Origin of the sequence: Streptomyces armeniacus (assembly GCF_003355155.1) — a bacterium.
Lineage (GTDB): Bacteria > Actinomycetota > Actinomycetes > Streptomycetales > Streptomycetaceae > Streptomyces > Streptomyces armeniacus.
In genome coordinates this window covers 1,147,294-1,169,231 of record NZ_CP031320.1, presented here as the reverse complement: position 1 = coordinate 1,169,231, position 21,938 = coordinate 1,147,294, and the positions used below count along the sequence as shown (strand labels likewise).

General features: G+C 68.5%; 16 protein-coding genes. 9 read left to right on the top strand and 7 right to left on the bottom strand.

Translation table 11 applies throughout. The annotated features are described in order from the left end of the window. Positions 1-160: 160 nt before the first annotated feature. Together drmB and drmA are read right to left on the bottom strand one after the other, a co-directional pair. Positions 161-2,029, bottom strand: coding sequence for a DUF1998 domain-containing protein (drmB, locus tag DVA86_RS05050; RefSeq protein ID WP_222623289.1), 1,869 nt, complete (start codon positions 2,027-2,029; stop codon positions 161-163). Continuing rightward, complete coding sequence (gene drmA, locus DVA86_RS05045; RefSeq protein WP_208876126.1) at positions 2,026-5,649, bottom strand: DISARM system helicase DrmA; 3,624 nt, start codon at positions 5,647-5,649, stop codon at positions 2,026-2,028. Before drmA ends, drmB begins: the two co-directional genes overlap by 4 nt. A gap of 204 nt (positions 5,650-5,853) precedes the next feature. Here drmA and DVA86_RS05040 point away from each other — a divergent pair, with 204 nt between their 5' ends. Then, on the top strand, positions 5,854-6,435 hold the full coding sequence (locus tag DVA86_RS05040) for a DUF4365 domain-containing protein (RefSeq protein ID WP_245996347.1): 582 nt from the start codon (positions 5,854-5,856) through the stop codon (positions 6,433-6,435). Then, positions 6,432-7,619 (top strand): hypothetical protein, encoded by a 1,188-nt coding sequence (locus DVA86_RS05035; RefSeq protein WP_208876124.1) that lies wholly within the window; start codon positions 6,432-6,434, stop codon positions 7,617-7,619. Before DVA86_RS05040 ends, DVA86_RS05035 begins: the two co-directional genes overlap by 4 nt. Positions 7,620-7,640: 21 nt before the next feature. Here the strand turns inward: DVA86_RS05035 and DVA86_RS05030 are convergent, their stop codons facing one another. After that, on the bottom strand, positions 7,641-8,231 hold the full coding sequence (locus DVA86_RS05030; RefSeq protein WP_208876122.1) for a Uma2 family endonuclease: 591 nt from the start codon (positions 8,229-8,231) through the stop codon (positions 7,641-7,643). Between the two features lie 58 nt (positions 8,232-8,289). Then, the gene (locus DVA86_RS05025; protein WP_245996346.1) at positions 8,290-8,664 is read right to left on the bottom strand and encodes an ATP-binding protein; all 375 of its coding nucleotides are present in this window, start codon (positions 8,662-8,664) and stop codon (positions 8,290-8,292) included. A gap of 372 nt (positions 8,665-9,036) precedes the next feature. Here DVA86_RS05025 and DVA86_RS05020 point away from each other — a divergent pair, with 372 nt between their 5' ends. Further along, on the top strand, positions 9,037-9,813 hold the full coding sequence (locus DVA86_RS05020) for a helix-turn-helix domain-containing protein (RefSeq protein WP_208884396.1): 777 nt from the start codon (positions 9,037-9,039) through the stop codon (positions 9,811-9,813). After that, a complete protein-coding gene (locus tag DVA86_RS05015) occupies positions 9,810-10,016 on the top strand; it encodes a DUF397 domain-containing protein (RefSeq protein ID WP_208876120.1) in 207 nt (68 codons plus the stop codon). The genes DVA86_RS05020 and DVA86_RS05015 overlap by 4 nt, the downstream gene beginning before the upstream one ends. Before the next feature lie 56 nt (positions 10,017-10,072). Here the strand turns inward: DVA86_RS05015 and DVA86_RS05010 are convergent, their stop codons facing one another. The 3 genes from DVA86_RS05010 to DVA86_RS05000 form a co-directional block, all read right to left on the bottom strand. After that, positions 10,073-14,206: an Eco57I restriction-modification methylase domain-containing protein gene (locus DVA86_RS05010; protein WP_208876118.1), complete on the bottom strand. Its 4,134-nt coding sequence runs from the start codon at positions 14,204-14,206 to the stop codon at positions 10,073-10,075. 74 nt (positions 14,207-14,280) lie between these two features. Beyond that, positions 14,281-17,574: a DISARM system SNF2-like helicase DrmD gene (drmD, locus tag DVA86_RS05005; RefSeq protein WP_208876116.1), complete on the bottom strand. Its 3,294-nt coding sequence runs from the start codon at positions 17,572-17,574 to the stop codon at positions 14,281-14,283. A 110-nt stretch (positions 17,575-17,684) separates the two neighbouring features. Then, entirely contained in the window at positions 17,685-18,422 is a 738-nt protein-coding gene (locus DVA86_RS05000) for a hypothetical protein (protein ID WP_208876115.1), read from the bottom strand. A gap of 632 nt (positions 18,423-19,054) precedes the next feature. On the opposite strand from DVA86_RS05000, the gene rpsJ reads away from it, so the two are divergent. From rpsJ to rplB, 5 genes are read left to right on the top strand one after another with little or no spacing between them, the layout of a single operon-like run. Then, positions 19,055-19,363, top strand: coding sequence for a 30S ribosomal protein S10 (rpsJ, locus tag DVA86_RS04995; RefSeq protein WP_016909683.1), 309 nt, complete (start codon positions 19,055-19,057; stop codon positions 19,361-19,363). Positions 19,364-19,377: 14 nt separating this feature from the next. Further along, entirely contained in the window at positions 19,378-20,022 is a 645-nt protein-coding gene (gene rplC, locus DVA86_RS04990; protein ID WP_208876113.1) for a 50S ribosomal protein L3, read from the top strand. Positions 20,023-20,029: 7 nt separating this feature from the next. Continuing rightward, positions 20,030-20,704, top strand: a complete 675-nt coding sequence (gene rplD / locus DVA86_RS04985; protein ID WP_208876108.1) for a 50S ribosomal protein L4 — start codon at positions 20,030-20,032, stop codon at positions 20,702-20,704. Further along, positions 20,704-21,054 (top strand): 50S ribosomal protein L23, encoded by a 351-nt coding sequence (gene rplW / locus DVA86_RS04980; protein ID WP_208876106.1) that lies wholly within the window; start codon positions 20,704-20,706, stop codon positions 21,052-21,054. Before rplD ends, rplW begins: the two co-directional genes overlap by 1 nt. A 39-nt stretch (positions 21,055-21,093) precedes the next feature. Then, positions 21,094-21,930, top strand: coding sequence for a 50S ribosomal protein L2 (rplB, locus tag DVA86_RS04975; RefSeq protein WP_208876104.1), 837 nt, complete (start codon positions 21,094-21,096; stop codon positions 21,928-21,930). Positions 21,931-21,938 lie beyond the last annotated feature (8 nt).

Sequence of the window (21,938 nt, the reverse complement as noted above, 5' to 3'; positions counted from 1 at the left end):
AACATAGGGAGAAATACGGGGTGGTGCGAGCGTCCCGGCGGATTTCTGCCGTGGCGCCGCGGCAAAAAGACCGAGATGCGCGGTCATTCGGTGGGAGCGCCGCAGCTTCCGCCCCGCTGTCGGCTCTTCAGTCGAACGTCGTTGGCGCTGGTCCGCCAGTTCAAGACAGGAACGCACTGAGGTCGCCCGCGATGGTCGGGACGAGCAGTGCTCGGTCCAGGAAGTGATTCCCCCGTTCGCACGAAGTCTCGGCAGCGAACAGACAGGCATGGCAGGCCGCGCCGTGCAGACGCCCGTGGACGCGTGGCTCATGCTCGGCGCACATCGGATCAGAGCTGCACAACCGGGCCTCGTCGACCGCTTGAGTGACAGCAGGGCCCAGCCGGGCCTTACGACCGAGCGAAACCAGGCCACCGAGGGTGCCTTCGCTGTCCGGCGCCGCAGTGTAGAGAAGCACGCCTGCCATGGGCTCCTTTCCGGAGCGGGCATAGATGCGTTCCGCAATACCAGAGGCGCCGTACCCGCATTCCAGAGCGAACTGGCGGATGAGCGCGTGGGCGAACGTGTGGAGCAGCACGTACCGAATGCCGGGCCACTGCGGATCGGTGCCGCGTGCCTGACACCAGCGTCGGTGTGCCTGATTCAACACCCGCTCGCGGCTCACCACGTCGGTGCGTTTCTCCCACTCCGCGATCTTGTCCTCCCGGAAGGCGAGGAAGACGCCCTCCCCGCGCAGTTCGGCACACGGCACCCAGGCGGGTGGTTCTCTGGTCAGAGATGCTGCTTGGACAGCCGGGTCTTCCTCCTGTGGCATCCATTCCGGTGCATCAATGCGAGTGAACCCCGTGAGTGCGGACACTTCGCGGAGCCGGTGGACCAGCACCACCCGCTCCAGCCAGCTCGAAGCCGTCCCGGGGACCCCTCCGTGCTCTGTGGTGAAGTCGGGCAGCTCGTACCTGCGCGGTGCGGTGAAAGCCCGCCACTCGGGCGTCGCCAGGTCGAACTCTTCATCTTCCGTGGCCTGGTCGTCGGGGCTTGCCGCGTTCGCCGGCAGTTGGGCAGCGGCTTCGTCGGCGATCGCTTCCCACACCGGGTCGACGCCGAACTGCTCCAGGTCCGGCCAGCAGGCCTGCGTCGGCAGCAGCATCTTTGCAGCTTCGGCGGGGACGGCGGCAAGCGGCTCCAGCGAGCGCCAGTGCTCCCGTACGGCCTGACTGAGCGGCTCCTCGGCGCGGGGGAGACTGAAGACGCGCAGTTGTGAGGCGAACCAACTGTTGGTGGCGCCGAGAGCGATCGTACGGACCTGTTGGTCGCAGCGCGCGAAGGTGCCCAGGTGCGGATGGTGACCCCGGCACGCGGGCAACTCCTCCTCACCGCGTTTCCCCATGGCCTCGACCATGGAACGCGCGCTGACGTTGTCGCAGGAGCACCGTACGAACACGTTGGCGGCCTCGCCGGTGGTGCCTCGTTCAGCCAGCGTGAGGGTGCAATCGTCCTGCGGCTGGGCGCCGCGGTGGACGAAGTACTGCCAGGGAAAGTCGTCCATGTGCCCATCGCGGCAGGCGAGGAGAAAACGGGCGGGGACGGCAGTGGGCCTGCGGCGTCCCACTCCGAAACAGTTGTGTACGTAGCGGATCCGTTCGGGCCGGAAGAAGTGCTCCTCCAGCTCGAACAAGCCCGAAGAGGCGGGAGCGAGCTGGTTGCACTGCTCGCGCGAGCAGCGAAGCCAGCGGGGGAAGAGTGCGACCGGCACGCCGACCCGCGACCAGTCCCCGAACGGGTCCGTGGTCTCCAGCAGATACGGCGGCGTGCGCAAGGTGCTGACTTGACTACCGAGCCGCCTGCGAACAGCTGCCAGCAACCGGTCCTCGGCCAGCGGAGTCGCCCGTTCCAGCTCCCAGTGATCGAGGCCGAGAACCATGGTGGAGAGATTCGGCAGGTCGATGACGGACCCGACACCATAGGTGTGCAGAAGCTGGCTCGGGCGGAGTTCGCCCACGCGCAGTGGTCCATTGGCCGGGGTGGTCACGACTGCTCCTGAGCGGCATCGTCGGGAGAGTCGGACTGCGGGCGGGGCACGAACGACGGCTCATCGGACACGTCTTGTCCGTTGTCACCGACGAACATCAAGCGGACGGGCGGCTCGACTTCACGGAGCGAAGTGGGACAGGTCATGAGTTGCCAGCGGGTACCGTCCGGGTCCTTCAGCAAGGGAGTGACGTCTCCCTGTCGCCGGGCAGTCCGGTAGCCGAGGATCGTTCCCGGAGCCTTGCGCCGCTGCTCCCAGTAATCGAGACGTTGCCCGAGCAATCTGCCGATCTCCTGACTGACCTTGGAGTCTTCGGTGACGGACCCCGCACGACGCTGGAGATATCGCACGACGTGGTCGGCGAGCTCTCCACGGGTGTCGAAGAACTGGGCCCCTCGGTTGGCGTTGAACTCCTGTTTGAGGTCGCGGACGAGCGCTGCCAGCACGCCCGTCAGCCCTCGGTCGACGGCTCGTTCAGCGAACGGAGTGACGGACAGGGCTTCCACATGCTGGTAAATCGTGGCGTGGAACGACTCGAACGTCTCGTAGTGCGAGAGGTCGCGGGGGCGAGCCCAGTTGAGCACGGTGAAGACCAGCCCCGGAGCCTGCCGGCCGACCCGGCTCGTGGCCTGGATGTACTCGGCGGTGGACTTGGGCTGGTTGCTGACGACCATCGCCCCGAGCCGAGAGACGTCCACTCCCACGGCGATCATGTTCGTGGCCAGCAGTACGTCGATCGGTCGAGGTGATCCCTTCTTCCGCCCGGCGAACTTCAGGTCGAGTTTCTCCAGGATGTCAGGGATGGCATCCGAGGACATACGGGAGGTCAGCTCGGCGGGCTCCCCCAGGAACCGGGTGGCCAGTCCCCGCCGGTCCACCCGGGCAAGCCTGGTGGAGACGTCGTCCTCCACCAGCCTGCGCATGCCGCCCAGGTCCCGCAGGCTATTGAAGTAGCCGACGAGGGTCATGTACGGATCGGTGAGCTCACCCTGTCCGTACCGCTCGTGGAGGAGTTTGGCGGCGGCGAGCTGCGCCACGTAGACCCGGATGGCCACCGACTTGGTGCGCACCCCCTGGGCGCAGATGCCCACGTACCGGCGGCCTGGCTTGACACCCGTACTTCTGCGCCGCGCGAAGAAGTTGTCGTCCATGGTCAGACCAGGTGGTGGAAACACGGCAGTCCGGCGGCCGAACAGGTCCTTGATCTGCCGCTCCGCACGGCGCACCGTGGCGGTGGACGCGATGACCTTTGGCCGGACGGCCTGGCCGGGCTGGATGTCCCACGTCGAGAGCCGGTCGACAGCCGCTTCGTACAGCCCGGTGAGAGAGCCGAGCGGCCCTGAGATGAGATGCAGCTCGTCCTGCACGATGAGGTCCGGTGGCCGTACCCTCTGCACGTCGAGTGTGCGGGCCGCAGGGTGGCCGTGCTGTGCGGGGTGGCTCGGCCGTTCCCACTCGCTGTCCACAGCATCCGCCGTGACGTAGCCGTGCCTGGTGCAGCACTTGGCCACTCTGCCGAAGAGCGTCTGCGTCTCGCCCTTCCAGGGCAGCTGGGCGAATTTGTCGACTGTGGCGATGACCAGGCTGGGCGGCAGCCGGTAGATCTCCTCATCGACCACCAGAACAGGCAGTCCACGCTCGTCCGAAGCGGCCTCGAGTGCGCCCATTCCGAAGGGGCACGAGAACACGTCCGGACAGACGATGAATGTCCGGCGCGCTGTGGTGTCCACACTGATGTCCCGTCCGGCGTCGAGCTTGGTGCCGCACCATGGGCAACTCGTCAGCTGATGCGGGGAACCCGAGCGACCGCGCCGTCTGCCGCGGCCCCTGTCCTTGCGGAGGTCCTTCAGCCAGCCGTGTGCCTGGTCGGTGGAGTTCGGCGTGACACTGCCGCCGACCCACAGACCGATACGGAAGGGCACCTCGCCCCACCGGATCGGGTCGGACCGGCGAATCGTCTCGCAGGCGCAGATCAGCGCTGCCGCGCGTTGGAACTGCTGAATCGTCAGCAGCCGCAGCGTGTAGCGCATCAGCACGGCGACCCCGGACTCGCTGTTGAGCCCGCCAAGTCCGCGTAGACGGCGCCGGATGGCCAATGTGAAGGCGGTGAGACCGAGATACGCCTCCGTCTTGCCGCCACCGGTGGGAAACCACAGCAGGTCAGCGAGCGCTGCTGCGTCATCGGACCGCTCGGGGTGCGAGGGATCGGCCAGGGAAGGGAGGTTGAGGAGCAGGAAGGCGAGCTGGAACGGCCGCCAGCTACGGTTGCGGGGCAGGTCTACTGCCTCCACCGCCGCAGCAAGCGAAAGTTCCTGATCGCTGCGGCGGTGGGCACTGGCGAGAGTGTGGACTCGCTGCTGCCACATGGCCTCATTGGCGAACCGGAATGCCTCCAGGGCCGCCTCTTCCGTCAGCAGCTCAACACCCGCCTGGATGCGGTCGGCGGTTTCGCCCGCTCGCCGCAGATTGTCGCGCGCCTCCGCTTCGTACCCGTCCAGGCGGGTGCCCGGCTCGTCAATCGACTGTGCCGTGCGCTCGATCCACGCACGGTAGCCCTCGACGAGCGGCAGCAGCGCCGTGCGCAGAGCCGTCGGCTCCAGACTGGCGAGCTCCCGCATGTCGAGCACCAGGTCACGCAACTCCGCGAGATCCGCGTCGTGCTCGCCGAGCGGATCGGGCACGTCGGTGTGCGGGATCTCGTACGACGGCGCGGCCGTGGTCGTGATCTGTGCGGCGCGCAACGGATCGCCGGGACTTGGCTCCGAGCGCACCCCGGTGCCGTGCCCGACGGCGAATTCCGGATGGAAGCGGTGGGCCATCGCCAGGGACCGCCGTTCGGTGCGCTCGGCGGCGTCGCCACCAGCCGTGTCCGGCGCTCTTCGGGGCAGGAACGGGGCGGTGCCGTCTGGACCGCTAGCAGTGAGGACGGTCTGGAACAGCCAGTTATGCGCACTCCGCCGCTCTCCCTGGGCCTGGCCGTTCACCAGGAACAGGGACACCAGCCAGTCGCCGTCATGCCGACGGGCCCGGCCGCGCACGACGACGTCGGGAAACTCGTGTGGCAGGACCGGCTCGGGGGCGATCTCTCCCTCTTGAAGGCAGACAGTGACCGTGTCAGCGAACGCCGACCGGTGCCAGACGCGGTCGGTGCGCTCCCGGTCGCTGGAATGTCCCGCCAGATACCGTGCCCAGGAGCAGTGCAGCCGCAGCTCGTCCACCGAGCCGTCCACCCGGGCGGTGAAGCCGAGTGAAGACGGCTGGAGGCTGGGGATGTTCGGTGCATCTGTGTCGCGATCACCCTCCTCTGCGTCGGGCACTCCGGCGATCGTCTTCTCGTCGAAGGTGCCAGGATCGACGGGCATGCCGCCGAGCTTGAGCATGCCGTCGACGGTAATCCCGGCCGGGGCGAGCCTGCCGATGAGGTAGTGGTCGATGGGATTGCCGTCGAGCTCCTCGTCCTGGCCACCGATTGGTCCGAGCAGGTCTGTGACGACGAGCTCGGCCAGCTCGTCGCGGATCTGCTGCGGGGTCGCCGCGTCGAGGGCCGGCGGCGCCTGCTGGTCTTCCGGGCCGCCGTCCGGGCTGTCGCCCGCTGTCGCGGGAAGGCTCTCCTGAGTCACGACGTTCACCCTAGATCCGCGCACTGACATCGGTCAGGCGTTCCCTGTCGATGGCGTCCGCCGCTTTGTCGGGCCGGTCCGCGGAAGGTGGCCGCCCTAGGCAGCAGAAGCTCCGGGAAAGGGGCCAACGGGGCTTCCGTGTCAGAGATCTTGTGACTACCCTGTGCCATCGAACGGACACAGGTGCGAAGTGGGGGAGAGCGCGTGGCGGACGGTGCGGCGGGTGACATCCCCCATCAAAGTCACCACGCGGGTGGGACAGTTGACGCCCTGGACATGGGTGACAACGGCCACAAAGGGGACTTCGGCGAGCAGTTCGTGAGGGCGCTCGCCGCCGTCGCGAACCTCGACGCCAGTCGCCGGGACCGCGACCGCGTCGGCGTCGACTGGCAGTTGGGCTATCCGGGCCGCCACGGGACCCGCCGGTACCCCTCCATCGACGTCCAGGTGAAGTGCTGGGCGCCGTCTCACGCGCAGCCCCCGGACACGTGGCACTATCCGCTCCGGGGTAAGAACTACAACTGGCTCGCGGGCCGCGACTATCAGCTCCCCCGGTTCCTCTTCCTGGTGGTTGTGCCGGACAAAGCGGAGGAATGGGTTCACGTCAGCGCCGAGAATTTGCTGCTGCGGCACGCGGCTTACTGGGCGTGCTTCCACGACAAGGAGCCGGACTGCCCGGACAAGAGTTCCCGCATGGTGTACGTCCCGCGGACGAATCTCCTCACCGTCGGCGCCCTGCACGACCTGTTCACGGATGATTTCCGGGAAATGCTGGTGGCGTCATGACACCGGTCACGGACGCCGACTTCGAGCGGGCAGGCGGGCTGTCGCCACGGGCGGTCCTGCGTTACCTGCGGTCACGCGGCTGGAGTTACGACCGTGACTACGGTCGCGGTGAGCTCTGGACACTCGCTGTCCCCCAGACCCCGGGCGGCCCGTTCGCGGGCGGCCCTCCGTACGAGGTGCTGGTGCCGCTGGACCGGACCCGGGACTATGCCGCCCGCATCGCCGACGTGCTGGAGACGTTGTCCACGGTGGAGGCCCGCAGCCCAGGCCAATTGCTGCGGGAGATGGCCCTCCCATCCGCCGATTGGCAGTTCCTGCGCCTGGCCCCGCCTGGCCCGTCCGGCACGGCCCCGCTGGTGGATCTGGTGCCCGCACTCGCGGGCCTGAAGGACGTGATGACCGCTGCGGCCGCCGCCGCGTTCGCTGCCGAGCCCCAGTCCGTCCAGCCCGCCCAGAAGCCCCAGCGGGTCAAAGACCACGTCGCCACCGTACGGCTGGACCAGACGCGTGTGGGCAGTTACGTGATCGCCGCGCACACACCGCTTTCGGAGCCGCCTCCGCCAGCTTTCCTCCCCTTGGACGGCCGTCCGGACAGCGTGTCCGAGCCCGCCGAGCGGCTCGTCTCCCGCCGCCTGTGGGCGGGCGTGTACTGCGCCCGCCAGGCGGCAGAGCAGGCCGTACGCGACGACACCCTGGACCACTTCGCAGAGTTCGCACCGGCCGGCCTGTCCGCGAATCTCTGCGAGGCGCTGGTACGCATCGCAGGGGACGAACGGCGGCCCTACGACTTCACGTTCGCCTGGTCCGGCGATCTCCCCATGGACCAGAAGACCCCTCCGGTCGATTTGAACCGCCGGCTGTTCGTCGCGCTGGAGGCGGGCGCGAAGGATCTGCGGGAACGGCTGGGCCACCGGAACGTCCTGGTGCACGGCAACGTCGTCCGCCTGGACCGCGCGCTGACCCACGGTCCCGGTGAGGCCACCGTGCTGGGCAACCTGGAGGGTGAGGGGGACCGCCGCCCGCGCCGCTACCGCATGGTCCTGGAGGAACAGGACTACTCCCGGGCCAGCGTCGCGCACGACCGCGGCCACGAGGTGGCGGTACGCGGCGACGTGGTGGCACGGGGCGGTCACGCCCGTGTGGAGCCCGTCACCGAGTTCGCCGTCACGCAGGCCACTGACTGAGGGGCGGCTCCTGCCGCGACACTACGGGGCGTAACGGGGCAGATCCTCCGTGGAGATCGTCCACTCGCCGATGGTGATGTCCTCGCCGTACACGAAGTCCTTCCGGGTCGCGTACCGGGGGCCCGACGGCGTCGGGTGGATGTCGGTCAGTACGGTGCCTTCGGCGGTACGCGGGTCGAAGATCACGTAGACCGGGATGCCGAGCAGCGGATAGTCCCGCGTCTTCCCCGCCCAGTCGTTGTCCGGATTGGACCGGGAGACCACCTCGACGACAGCGATGACGGTCCGGGGATCGAAGGCTCCCTCCACCTCCATGTCCGCCTCGGAGATGACCATGACGTCCGGGTGCCGCAGCACGCCTTCCTTCGGGTCCTCCACATCGGGAGTTCCCGTGTGCGCCAGTAGGCCGTCGGGCATCACCTTTTCCAGCCGACGGCTGACGCGCGCCGCCGTCAGTTCGTGCGGGCCCCCCGGGGACATCATGTCGTGCGCGATTCCTTCCTTGGTGATCTCCAGCTTGCCGGGAACGCTGTCCTGTATCCGCTCGACGATGTCCCGCATCGCCTGATACTGAAGCGCGTCATGCGCGGTGTGGTCGGGGGCGACCGTCATGGCGCTCGCTCCTTCCGTCGGCAGCTGTGACGTGGGGCCGGATGTCCCGTTCCTCACTCTAAGGGCTGTCCGGGGAGGCAGGCGCGGGTACGGACGCGAGGTCGAGTTCCGCCCATACGGTCTTGCCCGGCACCGGACCCGGGATGACGCCCCAGCGATCGGCGAGGGCGCCGACGAGGAGGAGACCGCGGCCGGACTCGTCGTCCGGGTGCGGGGCATGTCGGCGGGTGCCGGGCAGGCGCTCGGCGCGCGCGTCAGTCACCTCGATACGCAGGGTGGAGTCACCGGCAGAGCCGTCGCCCGGGGTCAGGGCCAGGGCCAGACGGAAGCCCCGGCCGGGCACGCGGCCGTGCTGTACGGCGTTCGCGGCCAGTTCCGCTACGACGTAGGCCGCGGTCTCGAACGGCGCGTCCCAGGAACGGAGTTGTGCCACCGCGAGCTGACGGGCGACCTAGGCGCCCCGGCGAGTGGGGGAGAGCAGCGTGCTGAAGCGGCGTGCCATTGCGGAATTTTCGGTTCGAGTGATTTCTTCTTTCATGCTGCTCACGTTGGCCGGAACGTTACTAGGCTGACCAGTGATGACTCCCGTACGCACGGTGACTGTCAGGTGCGTGTCCGGGCTGGTCCGGGCCGTACGCCGTGACCCGCCGACGTGGACGCGAGGCACGTGTCGGGGCAGCACGTCGGAGGTGGGCGCACGGTGGGTGTGAACGGCGAGAGCGGCAGCACGGACTACACGACGGACGGCGCGGACGCGCCGGGCTGGGATCTCGATCCGGGGGACGACTCGGGCGCGGTGATCGAGATGGTCGGCCGCCAGGTGAAGCTGTGGCGGACGGAGGCGGGGCTGAGCCAGTCGGAGTTCGGCTCGCAGATCGGGTACAGCGAGAACCTGGTCTACAAGGTCGAGGCGGGCAAGCGCATCCCGCAACCGGACTTCCTGGACAGCGCGGACGACGTGCTGGGCGCGGGCGGGAAGTTGTCCGCGATGAAGAAGGACGTGGCGGAGGCGCGGTACCCGAAGAAGGTACGGGATCTGGCCAAGCTGGAGGGGGAGGCGGTTGAGCTTGGTGCTTACGGCAACCACAACATGCACGGGTTGTTGCAGACGGAGGAGCACACCCGTGCGCTGTTTGAGATGCGGCGCCCGGCATACCCGGAGGATGAGGTCGAACGGCAGGTAGCGGCACGCATGGCGCGGCAAGAGGTTTTCGAGCGACGCCCGTCACCCACGCTGACGTTCGTTCAGGAGGAGGCGACACTTCGACGTCCGATCGGTGGCCAAGTGGTGCACCGCAGACAGTTGGAACGTCTGCTGGAAGTCGGCCAGTTGCGACACGTCGAGATCCAGGTGATGCCGCACGACCGTGACGATCATGCGGGGATGGCGGGTGAGATCCGCCTGTTGAAGCTCAGCGACGGAACGACGGTGGGACACTCCGAGGTGCAGCTGACCAGCCGGCTGATCTCCAAGCCCCAGGAAGTGCAGATCCTTGAGTTGCGGTATGGAATCATCCGATCGCAAGCTCTTACGCCGCGCGAGTCGTTGGCGTACATCGAGAAACTGCTGGGAGAGATATGACGCTCAAGCCTTCCCCCGGAGACGGCTCGGCGCTGGAGTGGGTCAAAAGCAGCTTCAGCAGTAACGACGGACCTGACTGCGTAGAGGTCGCGGCAACGCCCGGCACGATACACGTGCGTGACTCCAAGGCTGAGCATGGGCCGCAGCTGGCCGTCACGCCGGAGGCGTGGGCGGGGTTCGTGTCGCACGTGGCCGTGAACTGACCGCTCAGCAGCAGACGCTCCGCTCCCAGCCGTCACCAGAGCGGAGCCTGATGCGATCAGGAGTTGGTGCCGGGCGAACTGAACAGCTCGCCCTGGATGCCTTCTTCCGGGTCGGCCTCGGCCCTCGCCTTCTGTTGCGGGACAGCCTTCTTCCGTGCCTTCGGCGTGCGCGAACCGGCTTCCTGCTCCTCCTTGTAGCGCACGTGGTTCAGTAGCAACAGCCGGTCCAAGACCTCGGTTTGAATGCTGGGTTCGATGGTGAACCGCTCGCCCTGACGGGTCGGATGGAACCCGTGCCCCATGTCGAGGTCGCCCCAGCCGTACGCCTCGGCAACTGCCTCGTCCACTTCGACGTGCGCCGCGCGTACGGCTGCCACGTCTGCGGCCTGCTCGGACTTGTCGTGGACGGCGTTGTAGAGCTTGGTCAGTCCGATATTTCGGGCTGCCATGGCATTGCGCTGGGCTCTCTCCAGTGTGTTCCCGGCTGCCATGAGGCGATCGTTTTCCGGAGGAAGTGGGAACGTCTCGAAGACGTCGGACGGTGAGTAGTTGAGGTCGGCCTTCATCGTTGAGGAGTACCTCCATGCCCACGCTGAGTGCACTGCGCTTGACAGCAATGCCAACTGGCTGGCTTGCTGAGCCGTGAAAGCGCATAGCTTATGGGCGAGGACCTGATTCGCAGGTACTCGTGCGGGCATGACAGTGCGGCTCACCAAGGCGATCACGATGACCTGGTCAAGGTCGGCAATGGCCTCATAGAGATCGAGCGTCGGACGAGTGAATCGCCACCAAAACTCTCTGCGCTGGCGATTCGGGTTCGTCGCCCGTACCGGCTTGACCTCCCGCTCCACGATCGCGAACACGTCCTCGTACGTCGTCGCCTTCTCCAGCGGCCAGTCGTGGAAATTGATCACCCACCGGCTCGCGGAGCAGTCCGGCCGCGAGTTGAGGTCCTCCCCGTTGAGGTACGGGAACAGCACGTCCTTGTTGCGCGGGTCCTTCTCGATCAGCGCCCGTGCCTGCTCCGGCGGGAGGATGAAGCCCTTGCCTAGGACGTACGACCCGATGAACGACTCCTCAGCGTTCGCCGCAAGCCGGTACGGCTTGCCGCTCACCCGCGACTGCGGGTCGAGGCCGGGCGTGATCCCCCGTACCTCCCGCTCGTCCAGCACCAGCCGCTCCTGCTCGCCCGCGTGACCGCCCAGCCACACCAGCGAGACCTCCAACGCGGCCGTGCCCGGCCACTTCTGGGACTTGATCGCCCGGTAGATCCGCCACTCCGCCGAGGTCGCCTGGTCGAGGCCGACCTCGCGGGTGTCGCCCTGCGCAATGGTGTTCGTCGCGATGATGCCCGTACGGCGTCCCGGAGCCAGCGACAGGTTCCGCAGCAGGAAGTACGCGCACAGGTCCGCGCTGCCGCGCGTGCCGCCGCCGAGCCGGTTGACCAGGTACTCGCGGTAGTCCCGGCCCAGGTTTCCGGTGAGCTTCTGGCCCCCGCTGAACGGCGGGTTGCCCACCACCGCGTCGAAGCCCCGCGTGGTCCCGCCCACACCCATGATCTCCGGGAACTCCAGCGGCCAGTGCAACGGCCGTACCGGCTCGGCCCGGGGGCCCGTCAGCCACCTGTCCACCATGCCCCGGGCCTGCTCCGCAGCCTCCGGATCGTCGTCCTCCAGCGCACGCACCACCAGACCCGCGACCGCCGCCAGCCGGTTCTCGTACGCCTCCGCCTTCGCATCTTCCTTCACCGAACGGAACACCGCCGCTCCGCGCTTGCCGCCCGTGTTCTCCTCTCCGGAAAGCTCCGCCGCCTCCTCGTCGTCGATGCCCTCGGCCGCCAGCGCTGCGCCCACCACCGCGTCCGCCGCGAGCCGGAGTCGTCCCGACAACGACTCGGCTTCCCGCAGGAGTTCGGCCTTGTCCTGTACCACCCGAATATCCACGACCGGCGTCGCCTCGATCCGCTGCCTCAGCTCGGCCGCCTGCGACAGCAGCGACTCAGTGACGTCCAGTGCACGCGACACGTCGTCGCTGAGCTGCCGGGCACCCGCGTCCAGGTGCAGGGCTTTGATCTGCTCCACGTCCAGGACGCCCACCAGCGAATCCCCACTGCGCAGTGCGTGGTCGAGGAAGGAGAACGGGCGGCCCTTGGCCAAGGTGACCAGCCACAGCGACAGTTTGGCCAGTTCGACAGCCATCGGGTCCCGGTCCACGCCGTACAGGCACTGGTCGGCGACCAGGCGGCGGGCCACGCGCAGCAGTTCGTCCCGGTCGTCTCGCCCCACGTCCTGTCCTACGGCTTCGGGCAGGCCGTCGCGCAGCCAGGCATCGACGACACGATCGGCGAGGTACCGGCAGGTGGAGACCAGGAAGGCGCCGGAGCCCATCGCGGGGTCCAGTACCCGGAGCCGGAGCAGCTCGTCCGCCCCCTTCGCGCGCCACACCCCCGGTTCCGCTCCCTCCGCCGGCCCTGGGGAGAAGCAGAGCGGGGCGAGGGTGTGGCTGACGACTTCCTCGGCCAGCTCCTTGGGCGTGTAGTGGGTTCCAGTGTTTCGGCGGTCGCCCGCTCGGACCAGTACGACAGAACCCGCGGGAAATACCTTCGGCATGCCCCGCAGGTCGTCATCGAGGAGACCGGTGAACGGGGCCACCCGGGTGGCGAGTTGCTCATCGTTGCCGCAGGCGGCGTCCAGTTCACCCGTTACGGCGAGGACCGTACCGGCCCCAGAGCCCTTGTCCGCGCCCGCGCCCATCGCCAGCGCGCGCCGGATCTGCCCGACGGCGGTGACTCCGGTGGCCTCCTTCAGCTCTCGCTCCAGTGTGTCCGGCCCCGCGGCCTTCCACGCCTCCAGTTCGGCGAGTGGCAGCACCGCCTCGTACCGGCCGTCCCTGCCCAGTGCGACGCCCACATGCGGATCGAGGGCGCGCTCACAGGCGTACTCCAGCAGGCCCTCGTAGACATGACCGATCTGCTCGACGTCCAGGCCCTTGTACGAGAGGGCTTCGTCGCCGCCCGCGCGCGTACGGCGGAGGACCAGCAACGCGTCGAGGATCTCGTAAACCACGCGGTCCGTGACCTTCCCGTCGGCCAGCCACGGGAATCGGGCCGGGTCGAAGAGCGAACCGCCGTACGCGGGGATGCGCAGCTGGTCGTGGCGGCAGCCGCCGTGGATCGCGGCGAACAGCGCGAGCAGACGCGGCCACGCGGCGGCGCGGCGGTCGCCCAGCTCATCGCCGTACAGGTGGCGGGCGGCGTCCAGGTCGGCGTACAGCGTGCTCACCGCGTACGAGTCCGCGTACAGGCGGTCCTCAGCGGGCAGCAGCCGCTGCTCCTCCGCGTACAGCAGGAAGACGAGCCGCATCATCACCGTGACCGTGCTCTCGTACACGTGCTTGCCGCGGACTCCGTTGAGCAGCGCGCCGTCCGACTCGCGGTCCAGGCGGGACAGTTCGGCGACGAGCAGGGCGACCGCCTCGCGGACCTGCCGTCCGAGGGTGTCGGTGACCTCGGATTGAAGCTCGGCGCTCCGGGCGAAGAGGGCGGCGAGGGAGCTGGAGTGCTGTCCGGCGGCGTCCTTCGGCGGCAGTGCGGCACGGCGGGCGTGCAGCAGGCTCGCGAATGACCGCAGCAGCAGCGGCTCCTCCGACCACAGGTCGGCGTCGAAGACAGCGACGGTGGTGGCCTCCTTCGGACGCGCGTGCACCAGCGCCCACTCACGGCCGTTGCTCAGCAGCGCAATCGGCACCTCGCGCCAGCGGGCGAGGTCGGCGGCGCGGTCCACCAGGGAGGGAGTGTCACCCTTCGCGCGTGTCAGCGACTCGCCCCAGCCGATACGGAAGAACAGCACGCGCGGGCACGGCCCGTCCTGTCCGGGGGCGGCGGGGCCGAAGAGCACGGCGTGCGGGGTGTGCGCGCCCGCGCGCAGAGACTCGGGCAGTGTGGCGCCCTCGCGCAACCCGGGCTTCCAGCCCAGCAGTTCGCTGAGTACCAACCGCTCCCAGCCGTGGCCGAGCAGCGCGGGGTCCTCCTGAACTTCCGCCCACGCCTGCCGGATGCGGGCGCGCGTGGTGTCCGGCACGGTGTCCAGGCCTTGCGGGAAGGTCTCAGTGAGCACCGGGAGGGCGATGAACGGGCCGTCCGGGCGCAGCAGCCGCAGCCACTCCTCGTGCTGCTCCGCCGGGGCGGGCACGTGACCCCTCGACTTCGCCGACCGCGGGGGCATCCCCGGTGCGGCCGGACGGTGAGTGCGGTCGGCAGACGGCATCAGCGGTGGTCTCCCCGGGCGAGGGCGGACGGGACGAGGAAAGTGACAGCGGCGGGAAACCAGCGCGGTGTCGGGTCGGCCCAGCGGCGGCGCAGCGCGGTGGTCTCGGATTCCATCAGGCCGGGCAGGTTCCGTAGCCGCTCGTGCAGCGCTTCACGGTCAGCGCGCAGCTGACGGCGTTCGTCGTCCACGTCGAAGAGCGAGCCCTGTTCCCAATAGCCGTGGTCGTCCAGGCGGGCGCGGATGGCTTTCTCCAGCTCGTCCAGAACCTTCCGTACGCCTTCGACTTCCTCCTCGCAACGCTTGCCGAGCACGGTCGTCAAAGCGCGGAACCTGGTGTGCGCTCGATTGCGCAGAGCACGCGAGAGCCGATCCTCCAGGCCAGGCCACAGGGCCGCGAGCTGGTCACGCATCGTCTCCCCTGGCAGCTCCTCGGTGGCGGCGGCAAGCCAGGCGTCCAGGTCGGCCTGGCGGGCCTGTTCCAGCGCTCCGCCGGTGATCACGCCTCCGGCGGTGATGATCTCCTCGTGCAGCCGGGCGCCGCCACTCCCGGAAATGATCACCCGGCCGTGCGCCACCACCGCTGGAGCAGGCAGCACGTCACCGGGGACCACGCGCGCGGTGACGCGGGAGAGCCGTGCCTCACGGGCACCGGACCACAGCTCGGCGCGGAGCAGCCGCAGACACATCTGCACGAGCCGGTGCCCGAGGTGCAGGAGCACGACATCCGTACGCCCGCGTGCCTCGGTCTCGTCGAAGACGACCGGGCGCTCCGTGCCGGTGAGCGGGTGCCGCAAGCCTTCATTACGGGCCTGCGCCCAGGCGCCGGGCAGTTCGGGCAGCCTGAAGCAGCGGGCGGTACGGGACATGCAGTCGGCCGTACGCGCGCTGGCTTCCGGCGCGGTGCCGGGAGCGGGGACAGGGGTGAGGTCCTTGCGGTGCGCGAGCTGCAACGCTGTACGCACCACTCGTTCGAGGGTCTCTGGGGTGAGATGCAACGCCGCGCGGCTGCCCGCCAAGTCGCCGACCAGCTTCTCCAGTTCCCGTGCCAGATCCCGTTCGATCTTGAGCACCTCGCGGCTGGAACGCTTGGCGATCTCCGTATCGGCGGCGGTCCAGTCCGATCGGCGACCCAGCATCTTCTGCTCCACCTGGGCGGCGATGACCTCGCCGGCACTGCCCAGATCCTCCCGGATCTGTTCGGTCTTGCGTGCGGCGATGGCGAGGAAGTGCAGCTCGTCCTCCAGAGTGCCGTCCGCGTGCGCGGAGTCCGTGCCGGAAGCGGCGAAGCCCTGCCATCCCTGGGGTACGAAGTGGTGCACGTCCACGCGCGCCGCTCGCTGCCCGTGCCGGTCGATTCGGCCGTTACGCTGCTCGAGCCGGTTGGGATTCCAGGGGATTTCCCAGTGCAGCAGCCGGTGGCAGTGGGCCTGGAGGTTGATGCCCTCGCTGGCGGCGTCGGTGGCCAGCAGGATACGTACGTCGGAGAGTTCCGGGTCTTCCTGAAAGACGGTCTTGATGTGCTCACGCTCGTCCGGCCGCTGACCGCCGTAGAGCTGGGCGATGCGTTCCTTCGGGTATCCGGCGGCGATCAGCCGGCCGTAGAGCCAGCGCTGAGTGTCCCGGTACTCGGTGAAAACGATCACGCGCTCGCGTGTCCAGTCGCGCGCCGGCCCGTCCGGGCAGGCGACCCCGTCCAACCAGCCGCGGAAGGCCGTGAACTTCGCGTCCGGACGTTTGCCCGCCTCCCGTGCCCAGGCCGACAGCTCTCGCAGCAGCGCCCTTTCCTCGCCAGTCAGTGGGCGCGAAGTCTGCCGTACGGCGGTGAGCGCCCGTTCGGCCGCTTCCCCGTACTCCTCGTCGCTGTCCGATGCCTCCTCGGCCTGCTGGATCAGCGGAAGCAGGACTCGTTCGCTGGGGGTGGCCGCTGACGCCGAATCGTCCGGCTCGTGGTCCCGCGCGGTCATCGTCTTTAGATGGACCTCGATGGTTTCCGCGAACGCCATCGGAGAGGACAGGAAGCGCTTTTTCAGCAGCGATGTCACGAAGTCGGAAGCCGTCCGCTCGGCCTTGCCCCCGCCGCTCCGCCGGGAACCCGCGTACGCGCACAACTTCCCGTACGCCGCCCGCGCCGAGTCGGAATGCTGGACCTCCAGGGCGTGCGGGACCCTTTCGGGGAAGCGCCGCGAGCCATCCCAGGCCGACGGCAGCTCCGACTTCAGACGGCGCACCATCACCCGCCGCAGCTGCTCTTCCGAAGGCTTCACACCACGGGCGAACCGGTGGTCGTCCAAGAGCTCCAGCAGGGCTGTGAAGGACTCCAGGTATCCATTGTGCGGTGTGGCGGAGAGGAAGAGTCGGTGTTCGCAGTGCGGCGCCAGGGCGCGCACGGCCTTGGTGCGCTGAGAGTCGACCGCATACTTACCGGTGCCGGTAGGGGCGCAAGTGTGCACCTCGTCCACCACCAGCAGATCGAACGCACGGGGATACTCGGGTACTTGCGGCAGCATCTCGCGGAGCGTGCGCATTGGTCGTTCCCGCTTCAGCCAGTCCACCGACACGATCAGGCGGGGGAAGTGCGTCCACGGATTGGCGTACCGGCCGCTCGAGCGCCGCAGCTCACGCAGCAGCGTGCTGTTGACGATCCGGAAGTCCAAGCCGAATTTGTCCCGCATCTCCTCCTGCCACTGGAGAGTAAGGCCAGCAGGGCAGACGATCAGCATGGTGCGCGCGCGGTGCCGGAGCATGAGTTCCTGCATGACAAGGCCGGCTTCGACGGTCTTGCCGAGCCCGACATCGTCGGCGATCAACAGGTTCGTACGGGGCATCGACAGGGCACGTACGACCGGGGCCAGCTGGTACTCGTGGATCTCCACACCTGAGCGGAAGGGTGACTGGAGTGCCGTGCGGTCGGCGGAAGCCACCGCCCCCCAGCGCACGGCGTCCAGGAAGGCGTCGAGGCGGTCCGGGGAGTCGAACCCGCTCGTGGGTGAGGGGAGTTCGTGAGGGTCATGTACTACCGCCGACTGCTCCAGTTCCCATACCACCCGCAGCTCCTCGTCACGGGCGTCGTCATCGACTGAGACCAGCGTGACCATATGGGAAGCTGCACCGCCGGCCGCGCGGGCAGGGTCGTCCGCGGCGATTGACGAGCGGGCTATCTCGGTGACCATCCACTGGCGGTTGCGTACGGTGACAAGTTGTCCCAGGGCGGGCAGGCGGGCATCGGATGGTGACTGGGGCTGCCGTACGTCATCGGCTTCCGTATCCGCGCGCACGTTCACGACTGCCATGCTGCGTACCCCTCGTCACTTCGGGTTGCGGTTGCGTGTCCCACCGTCACGCCACCGAAAGCTTACGTCCGGGCGTACTTGTGCTGTGACCCGCAGGCGGATGGCGCCCGTCATTCGGTGGGAGCGCCGCCGATCAGGTAGTTGAGGCGCCGGCGCAGCCCGTTCCAGCGGCGGTCGTGCCGGGCCGCGCGGAGGGTCGCGCGGGCGCGGGCGCGGGGGCGTTCGCGGTACGCGCGCTTCGCCCACGGCGACGCCGGGCGCGCCAGCCGCAGGGCGCCGACGAAGGCGACGGGCGGTACGAGCACGCCGAGGACGGCCATCCGCACCTTCCCCTTGAGCAGCGTGACCAGCACGAACGCGAGGTTCACGGTGACGGTGGAGACGGCGTTGAGTCTGTTCTGCTCCTCGTCCGCGCTCATCGAGTCGACGCCGAACGGCAGGAACCCGCCGAGGAGGAGCCCGGTGAGGGCGACGGTGACGATCACGACCTCGACGCTCTGCGAGCCCTCCTTGCTCCAGTAGACGTCGTGGAGGTGCAGGACGAGCGCGAACTCGTCCAGTACGAGGCCGGTCCCGACGCCGAACAGCACCGCCGCGATGCCCGAGCCCCAGCCGTGCCGGCCGCCCGCGAGGGCCGTGAAGCCGCCGACCGTCATCAGCAGGATGCCGGGGACGACGTGGTGGACGTGTACGCCGCCGGGCGTGACGTTGCGGAACGGGCCCCTGCCCGCGCGGATCATGCGCGTGACGAGGCGGGTGACCGCGAAGGTGACGACGAACGCGCTCAGCGCGAGCAGCAGCGGGAACTTGCCCGGCTCGATGATGTTCCGCGCCCACCAGTCGCCCATCAACCGCACGATACGGGACGTATCGACTAATACAGGCAAAGCACTCAAAGCAGTAGAACAAGTCAAATCGGCCGATGCTGCCGAAGGGTCGCGCGGCCGCGGCGGTCCCGCCCGCGTACGGGCACGCGTACGAGCCCCCACCCCGTACGAGGGGCACGGACCCGCGCGGTGTAGTGTGCCCCGCCGGCGGAGCGCCCCGCCGTGCCACGGGGGAGCGGGTGCGTATCCTCGTACGAGGGTCCGTACGCCCGTCACGCCGCCCCGCGCGCAGGCCCCGAGGCCCGATTGGCCTTGGGCAATCGGGCTATGGCACACTGTGCAGGTTGCTCGGTTGAGTGCCGATGCTGCGCGCCTCCCGCCGGGAGGACCGGAAGCGAGTCCCAACGTATTCGTCGCCCCTCATCAGGGGCGGAAGTACGGGAATCTTCCGGGAAGTGCAGGAGGGGCTTCAGCCAGGCACCGGTGGGTTTCTTCCCCCGTCTCCTTCCAAAGGAAATCTCCCTCGGAGAACTCCGGGAAGGGATGCGACACGCCCGACCGCGTGGGTCGGAGCGAGTCAGTGCGGAGGTCCGTACGGAGAAGCCGCCCGCGGGTTCCAGGGCGTTTACGAGAGACAGGACTACGAAGTAGCCATGGCGGGACAGAAGATCCGCATCCGGCTCAAGGCCTACGACCACGAGGTCATCGACAACTCGGCGAAGAAGATCGTCGAGACGGTGACCCGCACTGGTGCGTCGGTCGCGGGCCCGGTGCCGCTGCCCACAGAGAAGAACGTGTACTGCGTCATCAAGTCGCCGCACAAGTACAAGGACGCGCGCGAGCACTTCGAGATGCGCACCCACAAGCGGCTGATCGACATCCTCGACCCGACCCCCAAGACCGTTGACTCGTTGATGCGCCTGGACCTTCCGGCCGGCGTCGACATCGAGATCAAGCTCTGAGAGGCGCGGTAGAGATGGCTAAGCAGATCAAGGGTGTCCTGGGCGAGAAGCTCGGCATGACCCAGGTCTGGGACGAGAACAACCGTGTCGTCCCCGTGACCGTAGTCAAAGCCGGGCCCTGTGTCGTGACCCAGGTGCGCACCAATGACAAGGACGGCTACGACGCCGTTCAGATCGCCTTCGGCGAGATCGACCCGCGCAAGGTGAACAAGCCCCTCAAGGGCCACTTCGCCAAGGCCGACGTCACCCCGCGCCGCCACCTCGTGGAGCTCCGTACGCCGGACGCCAGCGAGTACACGCTCGGCCAGGAAGTCACCGCCGAGGTCTTCGACTCCGGCATCAAGGTCGACGTGACCGGCAAGAGCAAGGGCAAGGGCTTCGCCGGCGGCATGAAGCGCCACGGCTTCAAGGGCGGCAAGGCTTCGCACGGTGCCCACCGCATCCACCGCAAGCCCGGCTCGATCGGCGGCTGCGCGACCCCGGGTCGTGTCTTCAAGGGCACCCGGATGGCCGGCCGCATGGGCAACGAGCGGGTCACCACCCAGAACCTGACCGTCCACGCCGTTGACGCGGAGAAGGGCCTGCTGCTCATCAAGGGCGCGGTGCCTGGTCCGAACGGCGGCCTCGTCCTGGTCCGCAGTGCGGCCAAGGGGGCTTGAGGGAACCATGAGCACGATTGACATCCTTTCGCCGGCAGGCGACAAGGCCGGGACCGTCGAGCTCCCCGCGGAGATCTTCGACGTGCAGGTCAGCGTTCCGCTGATCCACCAGGTCGTTGTCGCGCAGCTGGCCGCGGCCCGCCAGGGCACGCACAAGACGAAGACGCGCGGCGAGGTCCGCGGCGGCGGCAAGAAGCCGTACCGCCAGAAGGGCACCGGCCGCGCCCGCCAGGGTTCGACCCGCGCGCCCCAGTTCGCCGGTGGTGGCGTCGTGCACGGTCCCGTGCCGCGTGACTACTCGCAGCGGACGCCGAAGAAGATGAAGGCCGCCGCCCTGCGCGGTGCCCTCTCGGACCGGGCGCGCCACGACCGTGTCCACGTCGTCTCCGGCGTGGTCGAGGGCGAGGTCTCCACGAAGGCCGCGCGTGAGTTCCTCGGCAAGGTCAGCGAGCGCAAGAACGTGCTCCTGGTCGCCGAGCGCTCCGACGAGGCCGCGTGGCTGTCCGCCCGCAACCTGCCCCAGGTGCACCTCCTGGAGCCGGGCCAGCTGAACACGTACGACGTGCTCGTCTCCGACGACGTGGTCTTCACCAAGGCCGCCTACGACTCGTTCGTGGCCGGTCCGGTGAAGGCGGGCAAGGCTGTCGCGACCGAGGCCGAGCTCGAAGGGAGCGACGCCTGATGAGCGACACCGCAGCCGAGAGCACCGCGACCACCGCGACCGTCACCAGCAAGACGTTCACGGACCCGCGCGACGTGCTGATCAAGCCGGTCGTCTCGGAGAAGAGCTACGCACTGCTGGACGAGAACAAGTACACGTTCATCGTCGACCCCCGTGCCAACAAGACCCAGATCAAGCAGGCCGTCGAGGCCATCTTCTCGGTCAAGGTCTCCGGGGTGAACACGATCAACCGGCAGGGCAAGCGCAAGCGCACCCGCACCGGGTACGGGAAGCGCGCCGACACCAAGCGCGCCATCGTGACCCTCGCCGAGGGCGACCGAATCGACATCTTCGGCGGCCCGACCTCCTGACGGAGGTCTGGTCGTCCGGAATCGGACGAGGACTGAGAAATGGGTATCCGCAAGTACAAGCCGACGACCCCGGGCCGTCGTGGCTCCAGCGTCGCCGACTTCGTCGAGGTCACGCGGTCCACGCCGGAGAAGTCGCTGGTCCGCCCGCTGCACAGCAAGGGTGGCCGTAACAACGCCGGTCGTGTGACCGTCCGTCACCAGGGCGGCGGCCACAAGCGCGCCTACCGTGTCATCGACTTCCGTCGGCACGACAAGGACGGCGTGCCCGCCAAGGTCGCGCACATCGAGTACGACCCCAACCGCACCGCGCGCATCGCGCTCCTGCACTACGTCGACGGCGAGAAGCGCTACATCCTCGCGCCGGCCGGCCTGAAGCAGGGCGACCGGGTGGAGAACGGCCCCGACGCCGACATCAAGCCCGGCAACAACCTGGCGCTGCGCAACATCCCGGTCGGTACGACACTGCACGCCATCGAGCTGAAGCCCGGTGGCGGCGCGAAGTTCGCGCGCAGCGCGGGCGCTTCCGTGCAGCTGCTGGCGAAGGAGGGCCGCATGGCCCACCTGCGCATGCCGTCCGGCGAGATCCGGCTGGTCGACGTCCGCTGCCGCGCCACCGTAGGCGAGGTCGGCAACGCCGAGCAGTCGAACATCAACTGGGGCAAGGCCGGCCGTATGCGCTGGAAGGGCGTACGGCCGACCGTCCGCGGCGTGGTCATGAACCCGATCGACCACCCGCACGGTGGTGGCGAAGGGCGCACCTCCGGCGGCCGGCACCCGGTGTCGCCGTGGGGTCAGAAAGAGGGACGTACTCGCTCGCCGAAGAAGGCCAGCAACAAGTACATCGTCCGTCGCCGCAAGACGAACAAGAAGCGCTAGGAGACGGT

Coding starts and splice junctions, on each gene's coding strand:
- DVA86_RS05035 (WP_208876124.1), top strand. CDS start 6,432: ATGACACCGGTCACGGACGCCGACTTCGAGCGGGCAGGCGGGCTGTCG.
- DVA86_RS05030 (WP_208876122.1), bottom strand. CDS start 8,231: ATGACGGTCGCCCCCGACCACACCGCGCATGACGCGCTTCAGTATCAG.
- DVA86_RS05020 (WP_208884396.1), top strand. CDS start 9,037: ATGGTCGGCCGCCAGGTGAAGCTGTGGCGGACGGAGGCGGGGCTGAGC.
- DVA86_RS05015 (WP_208876120.1), top strand. CDS start 9,810: ATGACGCTCAAGCCTTCCCCCGGAGACGGCTCGGCGCTGGAGTGGGTC.
- drmD (WP_208876116.1), bottom strand. CDS start 17,574: ATGGCAGTCGTGAACGTGCGCGCGGATACGGAAGCCGATGACGTACGG.
- DVA86_RS05000 (WP_208876115.1), bottom strand. CDS start 18,422: ATGGGCGACTGGTGGGCGCGGAACATCATCGAGCCGGGCAAGTTCCCG.
- rpsJ (WP_016909683.1), top strand. CDS start 19,055: ATGGCGGGACAGAAGATCCGCATCCGGCTCAAGGCCTACGACCACGAG.
- rplC (WP_208876113.1), top strand. CDS start 19,378: ATGGCTAAGCAGATCAAGGGTGTCCTGGGCGAGAAGCTCGGCATGACC.
- rplD (WP_208876108.1), top strand. CDS start 20,030: ATGAGCACGATTGACATCCTTTCGCCGGCAGGCGACAAGGCCGGGACC.
- rplW (WP_208876106.1), top strand. CDS start 20,704: ATGAGCGACACCGCAGCCGAGAGCACCGCGACCACCGCGACCGTCACC.
- rplB (WP_208876104.1), top strand. CDS start 21,094: ATGGGTATCCGCAAGTACAAGCCGACGACCCCGGGCCGTCGTGGCTCC.